Here is a 15,445-nt window from a genome sequence, read left to right on the forward strand (position 1 = left end):
CGAAAAAAAGCCCCGGACCATGCCGGGGCTCGATGGGCAGCTGCCGAATCAGCTGGCCAAACGCTTGTCGTACACGTGGCAAGCCTTGCCCTCGGAACGCTTCAGCGCCCCGCACGGCTGCAGGTGCACCTGGGTGCTGATGCCGATATAGGTCTTGATCTGCTTCGCCAGCTCACCCACCACCTGCTTGCGCTGGCCTTCATCCAGGTACTGGCTGTCAGCGCGCAACTCCACATGCACCTCGACGCTGTCGAGGTTTCCATTACGATACAGATGGATCTCATATAGCTCTGAAAGCTGTTTGATTTTTAGCACCTGCTCTTCGATCTGCGTGGGGAACACGTTGACCCCGCGGATGATCAGCATGTCGTCGCTGCGCCCGGTGATCTTGCCGATGCGCCGCATCGGTCGGGCGGTACCGGGCAGCAGGCGGGTGAGGTCGCGGGTGCGGTAGCGCACCATCGGCAGCGCCTCCTTGCTCAGCGAGGTGAACACCAGCTCGCCGAGCTGGCCGTCCGGCAGCACGGCGCCGGTCACCGGGTCGATGATCTCGGGGTAGAAGTGGTCTTCCCAGATGGTCGGGCCGTCCTTGGTCTCGATGCATTCCATGGCCACGCCTGGGCCCATGATTTCCGACAGGCCATAGATGTCCAGGGCGTTAATGCCCAGGCGCTGCTCGATGGAGCGGCGCAGTTCATCGGTCCAGGGCTCGGCACCGAAGATGCCCAGGCGCAACTTGAGGTCTTCGGGGGCAATGCCCTGGCGCTCGATCTCGTCGGCCAGGTTGAGCATGTACGACGGCGTGACCATGATGATGTCGGGCTGGAAGTCGCGGATCAGCTGCACCTGCTTTTCAGTCTGGCCACCAGACATGGGGATCACCGTGCAGCCCAGGCGCTCTGCGCCGTAGTGGGCGCCGAGGCCGCCGGTGAACAGGCCGTAGCCGTAGGAGACATGCACCTTGTCGCCCTTGCGCCCGCCGGCGGCGCGGATCGAGCGCGCCACCACGTTGGCCCAGGTGTCGATGTCGTTCTGGGTGTAGCCGACCACGGTCGGCTTGCCGGTGGTGCCGCTGGACGCATGCAGGCGCACCACCTGGTCCTGGGGCACGGCGAACATGCCGTAAGGGTAGTTGTCGCGCAGGTCGTTCTTGCCGGTGAAGGGGAACTTGGCCAGGTCGTCCAGTGTGTGCAGGTCGTCCGGGTGGGCGCCGCAGGCGTCGAAGCGCTGGCGGTACAAAGGAACGTTCTGGTAGGCGTGCAGCAGGCTCCAGCGCAGGCGCTCCAGCTGGTGCTGGCGCAGCGCGTCGAGGCTGGCGGTTTCCATCGGGTCGAGCAGGGCGCGTTCGGCTTTGGCGTAGTGGTTCATGGTCTCACTCGAATTGTTCTTGTCGTGGGCCGGGGCCCTGAGTGTCATGGGGGCAGCATACTGCCCGCGTTGCATGGCGTCTCTGGGCGGCTGATCAGAGGCGCTCGATCACCAGGGCGATGCCTTGGCCCACGCCGATGCACATGGTGCACAGGGCGTAGCGGCCGCCGGTTTGTTCAAGCTGGTGCAAGGCGGTGGTGACCAGCCGCGCACCGCTCATGCCCAGCGGGTGGCCCAGGGCGATGGCGCCGCCATTGGGGTTGACCCGAGGGTCGTCGTCAGCCAGGCCCAGTTCGCGCAACACGGCTAGGCCCTGGGCGGCGAAGGCTTCGTTGAGCTCGATGGCGTCCATGTCGGCCAGCGCCAGGCCGGTCAGCTCCAGCACCTTGCGGGTTGCCGGCACTGGCCCGATGCCCATGATGCGCGGTTCGACCCCGGCCACCGCCAGCCCCAGTACCCGGCCGCGGGCCTTGAGGTTGTGCCGGCGGGCGGCCTCGGGGCTGGCCAGCAGCAGCGCGCAGGCGCCGTCGTTGACCCCGGAGGCATTGCCGGCGGTGACGCTGCCGCCCTCACGGAACGGCGTACCCAGGCGCGCCAGTTGCTCGAGGGTGGTGTCGCCACGGGGGTGTTCGTCGTGCTCGATGGATTTGGCCGGGCCTTTGCGCTGGGGGATCTCGACCGGCACGATCTCCTCGGCCAGGCGCCCGCTGGCCTGGGCAGCGGCGGCCTTGTGCTGGCTGCGCAGGGCAAAGGCGTCCTGGTCCGCACGACTGATGCCGAACTGCTCGGCGACGTTCTCGGCGGTCTCGGGCATCGAGTCGATGCCGTATTGCGCTTGCATCAGCTTGTTGACGAATCGCCAGCCGATGGTGGTGTCGTACAGCTCGGCGCTGCGGCCGAAGGCCTGCTCGGATTTGCCCATCACGAACGGCGCCCGCGACATCGACTCGACCCCGCCGGCCAGCATCAGCCCGGCTTCGCCGCAACGCAGGGCGCGGGCGGCATTGCCGATGGCGTCCAGGCCCGAGCCGCAGAGGCGGTTGAGGGTGGTGCCGGGCACGCTGATCGGCAACCCGGCCAGCAGGCTGGCCATGCGCGCGACGTTGCGGTTGTCTTCGCCGGCCTGGTTGGCGCAGCCGAGGATCACATCGTCGACCTGGCTCCAGTCCAGTTCGGGGTGGCGCGCCATCAGTGCCTTGAGCGGTACTGCGGCCAGGTCATCGGGGCGCACGCTGGACAGGGCGCCGCCGTAGCGACCAATGGGGGTGCGCACCGCGTCGATGATCAGTGCGTAGGGCTGGCGGGTGTCAGTCATGGGTGTTCTCCGGTGCCAGCACGCTGCCGCGCACCTTGTAGGATTTGCCGTGGAACAGGGCGATCAGCTCGCCATGCTGGTTTTCGATGCGCACGTCGTAGTTGCCGGTGCGGCCTTTGCGGCTCAGTTCAGTCGCGCTGGCGACGAGCTGGTCGCCATGTTTGGCCGCAGCGACGTAGTCGATGCTGCAACCCAGGGCCACGGTGGCTTCGTCATGGCTGTTGCAGGCGAAGGCAAAGGCCGAGTCGGCCAGGGCAAACAGAAAGCCGCCATGGCAGGTGCCGTGGCCCTGGATCATGTCGGCGCGTACGGTCATGGCCAGGCGCGCGCTGCCGGGGCCGGCGTCGAGCAGCTCGATGCCCAGGCCCTGGCTAGCTGCGTCACGGGCGAACATGGCCTCGGCGCAGGCACGCGCCAGGGCTTTGGGGGACAGATCAGGCATGCAGGCGGCCTCCTTGGGCGTGGGTGCGGCGTAGCAGCAGGGAAGGGCGGTAGCGTTCCTCGCCGTAGCTGCGTTGCAGGTTGTCGAGCACGCGCAGGGTGTAGCCGACACCGAGGCTGTCGGCCCAGGCCAGCGGGCCACGGGGGTAATTGACCCCGGCGCGCATGGCCAGGTCGATGTCTTGCGGCGTGCCAACCCCTTGCAGCACGGCGTCGGCCGCTTCGTTGGCGAGCATGGCGACGGTGCGCAGCACCACCAGGCCGGGCAGGTCGGCAACGGCGCTGACCTCGAGCCCGGCGCTGCGCAGCAAGGCGATAGCCTGGTCGCGAGCCTCGGCGGTGCAGTTGGCGGCGTGGCTGATGGCAAGGCGGGTAGCGCTGGCATAGTCCTGGGCCAGATCGAGCAGGACCAGATTGCTCAGGCCGTCCTCGCGGGCACGCTGGCTGGCCAGGCGACCGTCGGAAAGCGCCAGGGTGGCGTCGCCGACCCGCAGCAAGCCTGTGCCTGCGCGTTCGGTCACGCTGATACCTGCGCCGCGCAAGCGCTCCACCAGGATGCGCAGCACGCCAAGGTCGCCTTCTGCCACGCAGCAATCCACATTCGCCTGGCTGGCCAGGGTGAGCGGTTGCGGCCTTTGCGCACCCTCGGCATAGCTATAGAAGCCCTGCCCGGACTTGCGCCCCAGGCGCCCGGCATCCACCAGCGCCTTCTGCACCAGCGACGGCTGGAAGCGCAAGTCGCCATAGAAGGCCTCGAACACTGAGCAGGTCACGGCGTAGTTGACGTCATGCCCGATCAGGTCGGTGAGCTCGAAAGCGCCCATGCGAAAACCGCCAGCCTCACGCAGCAGGGCGTCGAGAGTGGCACAGTCGGCGGCGCCTTCCTGCAGCAGGCGCAGGCTTTCGGCATAGAAAGGGCGTGCCACGCGGTTGACGATGAAGCCCGGCGTAGATTGCGTGTGCACCGGCTCCTTGCCCCAGGCTTTGGCCGTTTCATACAAGGTGGCGGCGGCGGCGGGATCGCTGGCCAGGCCTGAGACAATCTCCACCAGAGCCATCAACGGCGCCGGGTTGAAGAAGTGCATGCCGATCACTTGCTGTGGGCGCTTGAGGCCGGCGGCCAGGCTGGTGATCGACAGTGACGAGGTGTTGCTGGCGAGGATGCAGTCTTCGCCACACACGGCTTCGAGCTGGTGCAGCAGGCCTTGTTTGATCGACAGGCTCTCGACGATGGCTTCGATGACCAGGCGCGCGGGTGCGAGGGCATCGAGGGTTTCCACTGGCAGCAGGCGGGCGCTGATGGCTGCGCGCTCGGTGGCCGGCAGCTTGCCTTTTTCCACCAGGCGGCCGAGTTGCCGGTCGATGCCTTCAACGGCTTGCGCGGCGGCGCCTGGGCGGTTGTCGTAGAGGCGAACCGGATGGCCGGCCTGGGCGGCTACTTGGGCGATCCCAGCGCCCATGGCACCGGCACCAATGACTGCCACCAGCGTGTTTCGGTCGAGTGCAGCCATGATCAACGCCCCTTGAACGCGGGGGCGCGCTTGTTCATGAAGGCGCTGACGCCTTCGCGGTAGTCCTCGCTGCGCCCGGCCAGGCGCTGCAGGTCGCGCTCCAGCTCCAGCTGTTGGTCAAAACGGTTGTCGTAGCTCTGGTTCAGTGCGCGCTTGATCAGGGCCAGGCCGTAGGTGGGCTGGGCCGCCAGCTGGCGGGCCAGGGTCAGGGCTTCGTCGCGCAGGGCGGCGTCGTCGACCACCCGATGGATCAGCCCCCACTGTTCGGCCTGTTCGGCGCTCAGGCGCTCACCGAGCAATGCCAGCGCCTTGGCCCGGGCCATGCCGATCAGGCGCGGCAGCAGCCAGGTGCCGCCGGAGTCGGGAACCAGGCCGATCTTGCAGAACGCCTGGATGAAACTGGCGGAACGCGCTGCCAGCACCAGGTCGCAGGCCAGCGGCAGGTTGGCGCCGGCGCCGGCGGCCACGCCATTGACGGCACAGATCACCGGCAGCGGCAGGTCGCGCAGGCTGCGCACCAGGGGGTTGTAGAACTTTTCGATGGACTCGCCCAGGTCGGGCATCTCGGCGCCGGGGGCGACATTGCGATCGGACAGGTCCTGGCCTGCGCAGAAGCCGCGGCCTTCCCCGGTCAGCAGCAGTACTCGGGCATGTTCGCTCTGGCGCACCTGCTTGAGGGCTTCGCGCACTTCCAGGTGCATGGCGCTGTTGAAGCTGTTCAGTTGCTCGGGTCGGTTGAGGCTGAGCAAGGCGACGCCGTCGTCGTCGATGGAAAACAGGATGTGCTGGAAAGGCATGCTGGAAGCGCTCCGTCGGTGGAGGGGAGGGGTCACTGGCCGAGGAAGCGGGCCGGGCGTTTTTCCTGGAAGGCGCGGATGCCTTCATTGCGGTCGGCAGTGCCGGCCAGCAGGGTGAAAGCGTGACGCTCGAAACGCAGGCCGCTGGCCAGGTCGGTGTTCTGGGCCTTGAGCAGCGCCTCCTTGGCCAGGCGCACGGCCAGCGGCGCCTTGGCGGCGATGGCGCGGGCCACCTGCAGGGCGCGCTCGACCGTCAGTTCAGGCTCGGTGACTTCGCTGACCAGGCCGGCCTGCAAGGCATGGCGGGCGTCGATGGCCTCGCCGCTGAGCACCATCTGCATGGCCAGCGGCTTGCCCACTGCGCGCAGCAGGCGCTGGGTACCGCCGGCGCCGGGGATGATGCCGAGGTTGATTTCGGGTTGGCCGAACCGTGCATCGCTGCCGGCAATGACGATATCGGCGCACATCACCAGTTCGCAGCCGCCACCCAGTGCGTAGCCGTTGACGGCGGCGATCAGTGGCTTGGCGAAGGCGGCGATGCGTTGCCAGTGGGAGACGCGGGGGTCGTTGAGGATACCGACCAGGTCGCGCTCGGCCATTTCGTTGACATCGGCGCCGGCGGCGAAGGCCTTGCGGCTGCCGGTGACGATCACGGCGCGGGTGTGTTCGTCGCGTTCTGCGGCGTCGAGTTCGGTGGCTAGCTCGGCCAGCAGCTCGGTGCTCAAGGCGTTGAGGGCTTGTGGGCGGTGCAGGGTGATCAGACGGACGCCGTCCGCTGGGGGCTGCACAAGGAGGTTGCTGGGCATGGTGGTACCTCAGGCTGCACGTTCGGCGCCAGCTGGGGCTGGCTTTTCTTGGAGTTGTTGGCGGTGCTGGGGCAAGTATAGGTTGAAAGCGATACCATAATGCAATAGATAAATCGCATCTATGTATCTCATTTTGTTTTTAGCCTCGCTCGAGCGCTGCATCGCCGACAAGCCGATCCTCATAGAATATAGAGCCTATAAGCTAGCGATTAGGCCTTTGGAAGCTGGTTTACCGGCAATGAATCGCAGCCACCAAAGCGATACACGTCAGGATGAATTGACTGAAGCATGTGAAGTGATACAGGATCAGCTTGTCATCCGAATCACATTGAGAAACAACCTATGCCCAGCTACCGCCTCGACGGCCTGACCCCTGTGGTTCATCCCAGCGCCTATGTCCATCCCAGCGCAGTCCTGATCGGTGATGTGATCATCGGCCCCGATTGTTATGTCGGCCCGCTGGCCTCATTGCGAGGCGACTTCGGGCGTATCGTCCTGGAGCACGGCGCCAACCTGCAGGACACCTGCGTGATGCATGGCTTCCCCGGGGGCGACACGGTGGTGGAGCGCAATGGCCACGTCGGCCACGGCGCGGTGTTGCACGGTTGCCGGGTGGGCGAGGATGCCTTGGTGGGGATGAACGCGGTGGTGATGGATGGGGCGCATATCGCGCCGCGCTGCATCGTCGCCGCCACGGCCTTCGTCAAGGCCGGCTTCCAGTGTCCGGAGCAGAGCCTGGTGGTGGGGGCGCCGGCCGAGGTCAAGCGCTCGCTCAGCGACCAGGAGCTGGCCTGGAAGCAACGCGGCACTGCCCAGTACCATGCCCTGACCCGACGTTGTATGGCCTCGATGGTGGAGTGCCCGCCATTGAGCGAAGCAGAGGCGCAGCGCCCGCGCATGGGTGATTCAGGTTTCCGGCCCAAGGCCGAGGGTGGCGCATGAACCTTGCACGGCCACGGCAGGCAGGTATAGTCGAGGCTTTAGCCGCGCCGCGCCCCCTCATGAGCAGCCTTGCCCCCCTGAATCACCTGATCACCCGCTTCCAGGAGCAGACGCCGATCCGCGCCAGCTCGCTGATCATCACGCTCTATGGCGATGCCATCGAACCCCATGGCGGCACGGTCTGGCTGGGTAGCCTGATCAACCTGCTGGAGCCGATGGGCATCAATGAGCGGCTGATCCGTACCTCGATCTTTCGCCTGACCAAGGAAGGCTGGCTGACCGCCGAGAAGGTGGGTCGGCGCAGCTACTACAGCCTGACCGGCACCGGCCGGCGGCGTTTCGAGAAAGCCTTCAAGCGTGTCTACAGCGCCAACCTGCCGGCCTGGAACGGCGCGTGGACGCTGGTGCTGCTGTCGCAGCTCGATGCCGCCAAGCGCAAAGCCGTGCGTGAAGAGCTGGAGTGGCAAGGTTTCGGCGCCATGGGCCCGAACCTGCTGGGCTGCCCACGCAGCGACCGGGCCGACCTTGCGGCGACACTGCGCGAGTTGGACGCCGAGGATGACAGCATCGTGTTCGAGACCCATGCCCAGGAAGTGCTGGCCTCCAAGGCCCTGCGCGCCCAGGTGCGCGAGAGCTGGAACATCGATGAACTCGGGCAGCATTACAGCGAGTTCATTCGCTTGTTCCGCCCCTTGTGGCAGGCGATGAAAGAGTTGGAGGCGCCCGATGCCGCAGACTGCTTCCTGGCCCGCACCTTGCTCATCCACGAGTACCGCCGCCTGCTGCTGCGCGATCCGCAACTGCCGGATGAGTTGTTGCCGGGCGACTGGGAAGGCCGAGCGGCTCGGCAACTGTGCCGCAACCTGTATCGGCTGGTGCAGGGCAAGGCAGAAGAATACCTTGCCACGGCGCTGGAGACCGCGGACGGGCCGCTGCCGGATGCCAACAGCAGCTACTACAAAAGGTTCGGTGGGTTGAGCTGACTAGAACAGCCGAATCCCTGCGGAAACCTCGACGGCTTTGCTGATGTTGTAGCCGACAACGCGCCATTGATCGGCTTCTTCGCTGAGCAGCACGGCCTCGGTGACGGTCATGTTTGCAAAGGTTGATTGGGTCTGGACGGCCGCGTAATGACCAGGCGGCGCATCGGGCAGTTGTTTGGTGAACGCCACCTGGTATTGATTACGCTGCTGCAGCTCGCCAAGCCCCATGCGTAATCCGCTGATGCCTTTGACCCAGTTTGGCTCGGTGGTAGCTGCCTTGAGTACTGAGCCTGCCGACGTCCAGGTCATGTCGGCTCTTCCCGCGTCCAGCAATAGCAGGAACTCGTTCGCCGTTTCCGCTATCTGTTTCTGCTGTTGCGCAGAGCCAGGCTGGGAGAGCACTACCGCCGACGCATTCGTTGCGGGAGCGTTGGTATTGATGGAAACATCACAGCCTGCGAGCAACAGCAAACCGACCAGTAAAACACCATGCTTCATGCAAAAGCCTCGAGAGTAGAGGGGGTCAGCGGGCTATTAAACCGAAAACCGGGCGCGTTGGACACCCGCAAGGCCATACACAGCACATTGCTCAAAAGGTCTCAAGTCTGTCGAATTATGACTTGGACGATCTTGGTAGGGGCGCAATAGGATTGCCGCCATCGGAGTTCATAACCAACTCCCCTAATCAGGAAAATCCAGATGAACCTCAAATCCCTTATCGCCAATCCACTGGGCTTCGGCACCGCACCCCTGGGCAACATGTTCCGCAATGTGCCGGAGGCCGAGGTGCAAGCCACTGTCGACGCCGCCTGGAACAACGGTGTGCGCTACTTCGACACCGCGCCGTTCTACGGTGCCGGCCTCTCCGAATCGCGTCTGGGCAACGCCCTGGTCGGTCGTCCGCGTGACGAGTACGTGCTCAGCACCAAGGTCGGCCGGATCATCCTCGACGAACTGGAAGACCCTACCAGCCGTGAGCTGGGCGAGAAGAGCGGCTTGTTCGAACACGGCAACCGCAACCGCATCGTCAACGACTACAGCGCCGACGCCACCCTGCGCTCCATCGAGGACAGCCTGCGTCGCCTGAAGACCGACCGCCTGGACATCGTCTGGATCCACGACATCGCCCAGGACTTCTATGGTGACGAGTGGCTGGAGCGTTTCGAAACCGCACGCAAAGGGGCCTTCCGAGCCCTCACCCGCCTGCGTGAAGAAGGCGTGATCAAGGCGTGGGGCCTGGGTGTGAACCGGGTCGAGCCGATCGAGCTGACCCTCGACCTGGACGAGCCGCGTCCAGACGGCTTCCTGCTCGCCGGTCGTTACTCGCTGCTGGATCACGATCGCGCCCTGCAACGTGTCATGCCGCAAGCCGTGGAGCAGGGCGTTGGCATCGTCGTCGGCGGCCCATACAGCTCTGGCGTCACTGCCGGTGGCGAGCACTTCGAATACCAGAAGGCCACCCAGGCGGTGCTGGAGAAGCTCGAACGCATTCGTGCGGTCGCCCGTGCCCACGGTGTCGACGTCAAGGCCGCCGCTCTGCAATTCGCCCTGGCCCACCCGGCCGTGGTCGCAGCAATCCCGGGCTCGACCCGTCCGCTGCACGCCAACGAAGACCATGCAGCCCTGAGCGCTGTCATCCCCAGCGCGTTCTGGAATGACCTGCGTCAACAAGGCCTGATCAACACCCTGGCGCCTGTTCCAACCGTTTGAACTGACTTTGCGGGGCCGCGTCGCGGCCCTGTTCTTAACGCATCATCGGGGGTGAACCCCAGGAGAAACATCATGGCTACTGCACAATCGTCCATCGACCTTGACATCAATGCCGACCGTGTCTGGCAACTGATTGGCGGCTTCGACGCACTGCCCGACTGGCTGCCGTTCATTCCACAAAGCACCCTGAGCGAAGGCGGCCGCGTGCGCACGCTCAAGAGCATCGACGGCGACACCATCATCGAGCGTCTGCTGGACTTCAACGAAGCCGGGCGCAGCTACAGCTACACCATCCTTCAAGGCCCGGCACCGGTTCGCGACTACCAGTCGACCCTGCGCGTGGTCTCGGTAGGCCAGGGGGCCCGTGTGGAATGGTCCGGCTCGTTCGTGCCGGTCGGTATCAGCGATGCCGAAGCGAGCGCGATGTTCGCCACTATCTACCAGGATGGCCTGGCTGCACTGAAGCAAGCACTGAAAGGTTGATGGATGGCTTGGGGCCGCAAAGCGGCCCCAAGCCTGAGCAGCCCCCCGAGCCGTGCTTCCACGGCCTTACTCATTTTCGAAGACTCATATGCTGGACTTCAGACAACTCCGTTATTTCGTCGCCGTGGCTGAGTTGGAGCACGTGGGCAAGGCGGCAGAGCAACTGCACATCTCCCAGTCGCCGCTTAGCCGGCAGATTGCCCAGCTTGAGGAGCGCCTAGGGCTGCAGCTGTTCGAACGCAGCCAGCAACGGCTGCGCATCACCTCCGACGGTCGCACCTTCCTGTACGAGGCCAAGGCCCTGCTCAAACACGCCGAACGCCTGGAGTCACTCGGCCGCCGATTGGGCCGGGGCGAGACGGGCGGGCTGTGCATCGGCTACGTCAGCCACGCCATCCATGCAGGGGTGTTGCCCAAGGCGTTGCGCCAGGTGCGTGAGGAACGGCCAGGCATCCATATAGCCCTTTACAACCTGACGGCCCAAGAGCAGTTCGAGGGGTTGCGCCAGCGTAGCCTCGATATCGCGCTGGTGTGCGAGCCGATACCGGCGGGGGATCTGGACCTGCTGGCAGTACCGGTATTCCAGGACCCGCTCTATCTCGCGCTACCCATTGGGCATCCACTGGCAGACAAGGCGCAGATCGACCCAGCCGATCTTCACGAGCAGGACTGGATCATGGTCGACGGGCACGCGACCCCCAACCGTCGCGAGCGCTTCATGGCCCGTTGCGTGGAGGCAGGCTTTACCCCGCAGATCCGGCTGGAGGCCGCCGAACCGCTGAGTGCGCTGGGGCTGGTGTCCGCGGGGTTAGGCTTGGCGCTGATACAGCAGAGCATTGGCGGTGGCAGCAACCCTGAGGTGGTGCTGCGCGAGTTGCCATGGTTACAGCAAAGCATCGGCCTCTGGGCAGCCTGGCACCGTGTTGACCTGCGACCGATAGTAGGCGAGTTTCGTCAGATCGTATTGGCTGGCGCAGAGTACTGAGGACCCTATGATTCCCTCCCTGGACAGTATTTTCGCCCGACTGCGTTTGCGTCAGTTGCGCCTGCTTATCGAGCTGGATCGCTGCGGCTCGCTGCACAAGGCCGCCGAGGCCATGGCCATCTCCCAGCCCGGTGCGACCAAGGCCTTGCGTGAAGTCGAGGAGATCCTCGGCGTGCCGTTGTTCGTGCGCCAGCCCAGCGGCCTGGTGGCCAACGACGCCGGGCGCTGTGTGGTGCGCTATGCGCGGTTGATCCACAGCGACCTGGGGCATTTGCGCGACGAGATGCTGGGCATCGTGCAGGGGCAGGGCGGGCACCTGGCGGTGGGCAGCATCATGGGGGCCATGCCGATGCTGGTGGGGGCGCTGGGGCGCTTGCGGCGCAAGCAGGCGCAGTTGTCGGTGGAAATCGCCGAGAACACCAGCGCCAACCTGCTCGAGCAACTGGACGAAGGGCGCCTGGACCTGGCGATCTGCCGTCCCGGCGTTGGGCGTAATACGTCCGACTACGTGTTCATGGAGTTGGCGCAGGAGCCACTGGCGGTGGTGGCCCACCCGCAGCACCCGTTGGCCAGTGCGCAGGCCCTGGAAATCGGCGACCTGAGCCACTACCGGTGGATCGTCTACCCGGCCAACATGCCCATGCGCCAGGCCCTGGAGCGCGAGTTGAACGAGGCTGGCGTGGAAGTGCCGCGCTATCCGCTGGAGACTTCGTCCACCTTCGCAACCTTCATGTTGCTGGAGGAAGACCCGACCCTGGTGGCGGTGATTCCCAGCGCGGTGGCGGCCTTTGCCGAGCAGCGTGGCCTGCTGGTGTCGCTTGCGGTGCGCTTGCGGGCGTTGAGCGAGCCGTTCGGGGTGGTGCACCGGGTGGGCTCGCCACTGTCCCATGCGGCGCAACTGCTGGTCGAAGAGTTGCTCGCGCCCTGAGTGCAAAGGGGCCGCAAAGCGGCCCCAGGCAAAGTCAGAACTGCCGCTCGCGGTAGTCGATCAGGCTCGAGAACAGGGCAATCAGCAGCGCCGCGACCACGAAGAAGATCAAGGCGAAGAAGTACTCGCCGGTGAACTGCACGATCAGGCCGATGATGATCGGCACCAGCACGCCCGCCATGTTGCCGCAGAAGTTCATGGTCCCGCCCAGCACGCCGGTGCGCGACGGGCCGCCGATGATCGCCGGCAGGCACCAGTACATGCCGCACCAACGAATGAAGAACATCGCCACACACAGCAGGGTGATCACCGGGCCGGTGCTGGCGACGAAGGCCGCCGCAAGGATGCACGCCGCCGCGACCAGTGCCGAGCCGCTGAACATCGAGCGCATCACCAGGTTCGGCGAGGCGCCGCTGGCGCGCCACTTGTCACCGATCCAGCCGCCGACCAGCTCGCCGATGAAACCGCACATGAAGATCAGGAAGGTCGCCCCGCCCATGGCCGAGATGTCCAGGCCGTGGGCCTTGTGCAGGTAGCTGGGCATCCAGGTCAGCAGGCCGTAGAACACCGCGAGGATGCAGCTGTAGCCGGCGAACATGGCGAAGATCGAGCGGTCCTTGAGCAGCACGCGCAGGGGAATGCCGGCCTTGGCCGCGGCATGGGCGCTGGCGTTGCCTTCGGTGATGTGGCGCAGTTCGGCTTCGTTGACGCCTGGATGCTCGCTGGGGTGGTTGCGGATGTATTTCCACGCCAGGATGCCGGCCAGGATGGTGCCCACCCCGGCGACAACGAAGGCCAGGCGCCAGGAGCCGAGCCAGGCGATCAGCCCGGAGATGAGAATCGCGCCCAGGGCGCTGCCCAGCGGAGCACCACCATCGACCAGCACCGCGCCGCGGCCGCGCTCGTTCGGGGTGAGCCAGGAGCCGTTGAGCTTGGCGCCTGCGGGCATGATCGGCGATTCGGCCACACCCAGGCCGATACGCGTGAACAGCAGCACCAGCCAGTGATGCGAGACCGCGCCCAAGGCCTGGAAGGCGCCCCAGGCGATGGTCGCGGCGCCGATGATGCCGCGGGTGTGGAAGCGGTCCAGCAACAGGCCGCCAGGGATCTGCATCAGTGCATACGACCAGAAGAACGCGCTGAGCATCAGCCCCTCCATGGCCGGTGTCAGGTTGAACTCCGGCGCGATCAACGGCAGGGCCACCGACAGCGAGGCGCGGTCGATGTAGTTGATCGCGGTGAGCAGCAACAGGATCAGGAAGATGCGCCAGCGCACCGTGGTCATGGGAGCGTTGGCGTCCAGCGCCAGGGCAGCCGGGGAGGAGGTCGTCTTCATCGCAGTGCTCGTTCTTGTGATTATCGGGAGGCACATCCTGCGCAACCTGTGCGCAGGCCGTGTGTGCCCCGATTGTTGGAGCCGCTGGCAAGCCCTGGGTAATGAAAAGAGCTGATCCAGGGATAACGCCTGCTTATCGATAAGCGTTGGTTATCCCCGGATCAGCTCTTTTCATTATCTGGCGCGTTTGCATCGCCCCTAGATTGCCCAGGCACGGCTCGCCGCCACTCACGGCGGGTTCAACAAGAACAACGCGGCTCCACGTGCCTGAGGATCTTCCATGAGCAACTTCCAGTTCCATTTCCCCACCATCACCCAGTGCGGCGAAGGCTTGGCCAACCAGGCCGGCGCGCTGCTCAAACCCCATGTGCAGGGCGCATTGCTGGTGGTGACCGACCAGGGCCTGATCGACGCTGGCATCCTGGGCGGTTTCTTCGCCTCCCTGGAGCAGGCCGGCATCGACTACCACCTGTTCTCGGCGGTGCAGGCCAACCCCAGCACCGACGTCCTCGACGCAGCCGTGCGCCTGTTGCGTGAGCATGATTGCAAGGCGGTGATCGGCGTGGGTGGCGGCAGCAGCATCGATACCGCCAAGGGCGTGGCGGCGATGGCCACCAACCCGGGCAGCATCCTCGACTACGAAGGCTACGACCGGCTGGTCAACCCGCCGCTGCCGATCTTCGCCATCCCGACCACCGCTGGCACCGGCAGCGAGTGCACCGCCTCGACGGTATTCACCAACAAGCAGACGTTGTTCAAGACCGTGATCATCAGCCCGCGGCTGTTCCCGCGCCTGGCCATCCTGGACCCTGCACTGACCCTGAACCTGCCGGCTTCGATCACCGCCGCCACCGGCATGGACGCATTGACCCACGCCATCGAGTCCTACGTATCGCGCCAGGCCAACCCGATCAGCCAGGCCATGGCCTTGCAGGCGATCCGCATGATCGCGGGGAGCCTGGAGAAGTGCTACTTCGTCGGCACTGACATGGCCGCCCGGGAGCAGATGCTGCTGGGTTCGTTCCTGGCTGGCGTGGCGTTCTCCCAGTCCAAGCTGGGCAACGTGCACGCCATCTCCCACACCTTTGGTGGCGTGTTCAACATCCCCCACGGCATCGCCAACGCAGCGCTGCTGCCCTATGTGATCAAGTTCAACCTGCCGGCCTGCGCGGAACGTTTCCGTGATATCGCCATCGCCATGGGCGCCGACATCACCGGCCTGAGCCTGGAGCAGGCTGCGGCCTGCACGGTGGAGCGCGTGGTGGCACTGAACCGTGCCATCGGCATCCCCGCGACCATCCGTGAGCTGGGCGTGGACCTGGAGTTCCTGGCGCAGATGGTCAACGACTCCATGCGCAGCGGCAATGTGCGGGTCAACCCGCGCCTGACCACGGCCCGCGATGTCGAGCAACTGATCACCGACGCCTACCACGGCAACCTCTGAACCCCATTACCCAACGCGTGCCTCGCGCGGGCACGCCTGCCCAGGAGTCCCTGTCCATGTTCTATGAAATGCGTACCTACACCCTGCACATCGGCAAGATGAAGGAGTACCTGGAACACTTCGAGAAAGAAGGTTTGCCGGTGATCTCGCGCTACGCGACGTTGGTTGGCTGGTGGTACACCGAGATCGGTGAGCTCAACCAGGTGGTGCACATCTGGGCCTATGAAAGCCTGGATGACCGCATCCGTCGCCGCGCCGCGCTCTACGAGGACCGCGACTGGCTCGAGCGCTTCATCCCCAAGGCCTTCCCCATGCTGATCCGCATGGAGTCCAAACTGCTGATGCCGGCGGCGTTCTCGCCGATCAAGTGATCCTGCTTTTCTTGCGAGCGAATTT

16 protein-coding genes are annotated in these 15,445 nt (G+C 65.2%); 8 read left to right on the forward strand and 8 right to left on the reverse strand.

The genetic code is table 11. The features are described from left to right. Positions 1-48: 48 nt before the first annotated feature. The 6 genes from paaK to paaF form a co-directional block, all read right to left on the reverse strand. Positions 49-1,368, reverse strand: a complete 1,320-nt coding sequence (paaK, locus tag ACQ4N9_RS04550; protein WP_390970479.1) for a phenylacetate--CoA ligase PaaK — start codon at positions 1,366-1,368, stop codon at positions 49-51. Between the two features lie 94 nt (positions 1,369-1,462). After that, the gene (pcaF, locus tag ACQ4N9_RS04555; protein WP_390970481.1) at positions 1,463-2,683 is read right to left on the reverse strand and encodes a 3-oxoadipyl-CoA thiolase; all 1,221 of its coding nucleotides are present in this window, start codon (positions 2,681-2,683) and stop codon (positions 1,463-1,465) included. Continuing rightward, positions 2,676-3,125 (reverse strand): hydroxyphenylacetyl-CoA thioesterase PaaI, encoded by a 450-nt coding sequence (gene paaI / locus ACQ4N9_RS04560; RefSeq protein WP_390970483.1) that lies wholly within the window; start codon positions 3,123-3,125, stop codon positions 2,676-2,678. Before paaI ends, pcaF begins: the two co-directional genes overlap by 8 nt. Further along, a complete protein-coding gene (gene paaH / locus ACQ4N9_RS04565; protein ID WP_390970485.1) occupies positions 3,118-4,635 on the reverse strand; it encodes a 3-hydroxyacyl-CoA dehydrogenase PaaH in 1,518 nt (505 codons plus the stop codon). The genes paaI and paaH overlap by 8 nt, the downstream gene beginning before the upstream one ends. Positions 4,636-4,637: 2 nt before the next feature. Further along, the gene (gene paaG, locus ACQ4N9_RS04570) at positions 4,638-5,432 is read right to left on the reverse strand and encodes a 2-(1,2-epoxy-1,2-dihydrophenyl)acetyl-CoA isomerase PaaG (RefSeq protein WP_390970487.1); all 795 of its coding nucleotides are present in this window, start codon (positions 5,430-5,432) and stop codon (positions 4,638-4,640) included. Positions 5,433-5,464: 32 nt separating this feature from the next. After that, a complete protein-coding gene (gene paaF, locus ACQ4N9_RS04575; RefSeq protein ID WP_390970489.1) occupies positions 5,465-6,238 on the reverse strand; it encodes a 2,3-dehydroadipyl-CoA hydratase PaaF in 774 nt (257 codons plus the stop codon). 342 nt (positions 6,239-6,580) lie between these two features. Between paaF and paaY the strand changes: the two genes are divergently transcribed. Further along, the gene (paaY, locus tag ACQ4N9_RS04580) at positions 6,581-7,180 is read left to right on the forward strand and encodes a phenylacetic acid degradation protein PaaY (protein ID WP_125858585.1); all 600 of its coding nucleotides are present in this window, start codon (positions 6,581-6,583) and stop codon (positions 7,178-7,180) included. A gap of 59 nt (positions 7,181-7,239) precedes the next feature. Then, positions 7,240-8,163, forward strand: coding sequence for a phenylacetic acid degradation operon negative regulatory protein PaaX (gene paaX / locus ACQ4N9_RS04585; protein WP_390970492.1), 924 nt, complete (start codon positions 7,240-7,242; stop codon positions 8,161-8,163). Here the strand turns inward: paaX and ACQ4N9_RS04590 are convergent, their stop codons facing one another. Beyond that, positions 8,164-8,661, reverse strand: a complete 498-nt coding sequence (locus ACQ4N9_RS04590; protein WP_390970494.1) for a DUF4019 domain-containing protein — start codon at positions 8,659-8,661, stop codon at positions 8,164-8,166. A 201-nt stretch (positions 8,662-8,862) separates the two neighbouring features. Here ACQ4N9_RS04590 and ACQ4N9_RS04595 point away from each other — a divergent pair, with 201 nt between their 5' ends. The 4 genes from ACQ4N9_RS04595 (at position 8,863) to ACQ4N9_RS04610 (ending at position 12,269) form a co-directional block, all read left to right on the forward strand. After that, the gene (locus ACQ4N9_RS04595) at positions 8,863-9,873 is read left to right on the forward strand and encodes an aldo/keto reductase (protein WP_390970496.1); all 1,011 of its coding nucleotides are present in this window, start codon (positions 8,863-8,865) and stop codon (positions 9,871-9,873) included. Positions 9,874-9,945: 72 nt separating this feature from the next. Next, positions 9,946-10,356 carry an SRPBCC family protein gene (locus ACQ4N9_RS04600; RefSeq protein ID WP_125858588.1) on the forward strand — a complete coding sequence of 137 codons (411 nt, stop codon included), beginning with the start codon at positions 9,946-9,948 and terminating at the stop codon, positions 10,354-10,356. 88 nt (positions 10,357-10,444) lie between these two features. Continuing rightward, positions 10,445-11,341, forward strand: a complete 897-nt coding sequence (locus tag ACQ4N9_RS04605) for a LysR family transcriptional regulator (RefSeq protein ID WP_390970498.1) — start codon at positions 10,445-10,447, stop codon at positions 11,339-11,341. Between the two features lie 7 nt (positions 11,342-11,348). Further along, entirely contained in the window at positions 11,349-12,269 is a 921-nt protein-coding gene (locus tag ACQ4N9_RS04610; RefSeq protein ID WP_390970500.1) for a LysR family transcriptional regulator, read from the forward strand. A gap of 34 nt (positions 12,270-12,303) precedes the next feature. On the opposite strand, the gene ACQ4N9_RS04615 is transcribed toward ACQ4N9_RS04610, so the two are convergent. Further along, positions 12,304-13,605, reverse strand: a complete 1,302-nt coding sequence (locus tag ACQ4N9_RS04615) for an MFS transporter (RefSeq protein WP_258706556.1) — start codon at positions 13,603-13,605, stop codon at positions 12,304-12,306. Positions 13,606-13,885: 280 nt separating this feature from the next. Between ACQ4N9_RS04615 and ACQ4N9_RS04620 the strand changes: the two genes are divergently transcribed. Together ACQ4N9_RS04620 and ACQ4N9_RS04625 are read left to right on the forward strand one after the other, a co-directional pair. Continuing rightward, on the forward strand, positions 13,886-15,049 hold the full coding sequence (locus tag ACQ4N9_RS04620; protein WP_390970502.1) for an iron-containing alcohol dehydrogenase: 1,164 nt from the start codon (positions 13,886-13,888) through the stop codon (positions 15,047-15,049). A gap of 56 nt (positions 15,050-15,105) precedes the next feature. Further along, positions 15,106-15,420: an NIPSNAP family protein gene (locus tag ACQ4N9_RS04625; RefSeq protein WP_125858593.1), complete on the forward strand. Its 315-nt coding sequence runs from the start codon at positions 15,106-15,108 to the stop codon at positions 15,418-15,420. Positions 15,421-15,445: the final 25 nt, after the last annotated feature.

The organism is Pseudomonas sp. ES1 (genome assembly GCF_050586605.1).
Lineage (GTDB): Bacteria > Pseudomonadota > Gammaproteobacteria > Pseudomonadales > Pseudomonadaceae > Aquipseudomonas > Aquipseudomonas sichuanensis.

What these genes read in the sequence shown, in the direction of transcription:
- ACQ4N9_RS04595 (WP_390970496.1), top strand. Translation starts at nt 8,863, where the DNA reads ATGAACCTCAAATCCCTTATCGCCAATCCACTGGGCTTCGGCACCGCA.
- paaI (WP_390970483.1), bottom strand. Translation starts at nt 3,125, where the DNA reads ATGCCTGATCTGTCCCCCAAAGCCCTGGCGCGTGCCTGCGCCGAGGCC.
- ACQ4N9_RS04590 (WP_390970494.1), bottom strand. Translation starts at nt 8,661, where the DNA reads ATGAAGCATGGTGTTTTACTGGTCGGTTTGCTGTTGCTCGCAGGCTGT.
- paaK (WP_390970479.1), bottom strand. Translation starts at nt 1,368, where the DNA reads ATGAACCACTACGCCAAAGCCGAACGCGCCCTGCTCGACCCGATGGAA.
- ACQ4N9_RS04620 (WP_390970502.1), top strand. Translation starts at nt 13,886, where the DNA reads ATGAGCAACTTCCAGTTCCATTTCCCCACCATCACCCAGTGCGGCGAA.
- ACQ4N9_RS04605 (WP_390970498.1), top strand. Translation starts at nt 10,445, where the DNA reads ATGCTGGACTTCAGACAACTCCGTTATTTCGTCGCCGTGGCTGAGTTG.
- ACQ4N9_RS04610 (WP_390970500.1), top strand. Translation starts at nt 11,349, where the DNA reads ATGATTCCCTCCCTGGACAGTATTTTCGCCCGACTGCGTTTGCGTCAG.
- ACQ4N9_RS04625 (WP_125858593.1), top strand. Translation starts at nt 15,106, where the DNA reads ATGTTCTATGAAATGCGTACCTACACCCTGCACATCGGCAAGATGAAG.
- paaF (WP_390970489.1), bottom strand. Translation starts at nt 6,238, where the DNA reads ATGCCCAGCAACCTCCTTGTGCAGCCCCCAGCGGACGGCGTCCGTCTG.
- paaH (WP_390970485.1), bottom strand. Translation starts at nt 4,635, where the DNA reads ATGGCTGCACTCGACCGAAACACGCTGGTGGCAGTCATTGGTGCCGGT.
- paaY (WP_125858585.1), top strand. Translation starts at nt 6,581, where the DNA reads ATGCCCAGCTACCGCCTCGACGGCCTGACCCCTGTGGTTCATCCCAGC.
- pcaF (WP_390970481.1), bottom strand. Translation starts at nt 2,683, where the DNA reads ATGACTGACACCCGCCAGCCCTACGCACTGATCATCGACGCGGTGCGC.
- paaG (WP_390970487.1), bottom strand. Translation starts at nt 5,432, where the DNA reads ATGCCTTTCCAGCACATCCTGTTTTCCATCGACGACGACGGCGTCGCC.
- ACQ4N9_RS04600 (WP_125858588.1), top strand. Translation starts at nt 9,946, where the DNA reads ATGGCTACTGCACAATCGTCCATCGACCTTGACATCAATGCCGACCGT.
- ACQ4N9_RS04615 (WP_258706556.1), bottom strand. Translation starts at nt 13,605, where the DNA reads ATGAAGACGACCTCCTCCCCGGCTGCCCTGGCGCTGGACGCCAACGCT.
- paaX (WP_390970492.1), top strand. Translation starts at nt 7,240, where the DNA reads ATGAGCAGCCTTGCCCCCCTGAATCACCTGATCACCCGCTTCCAGGAG.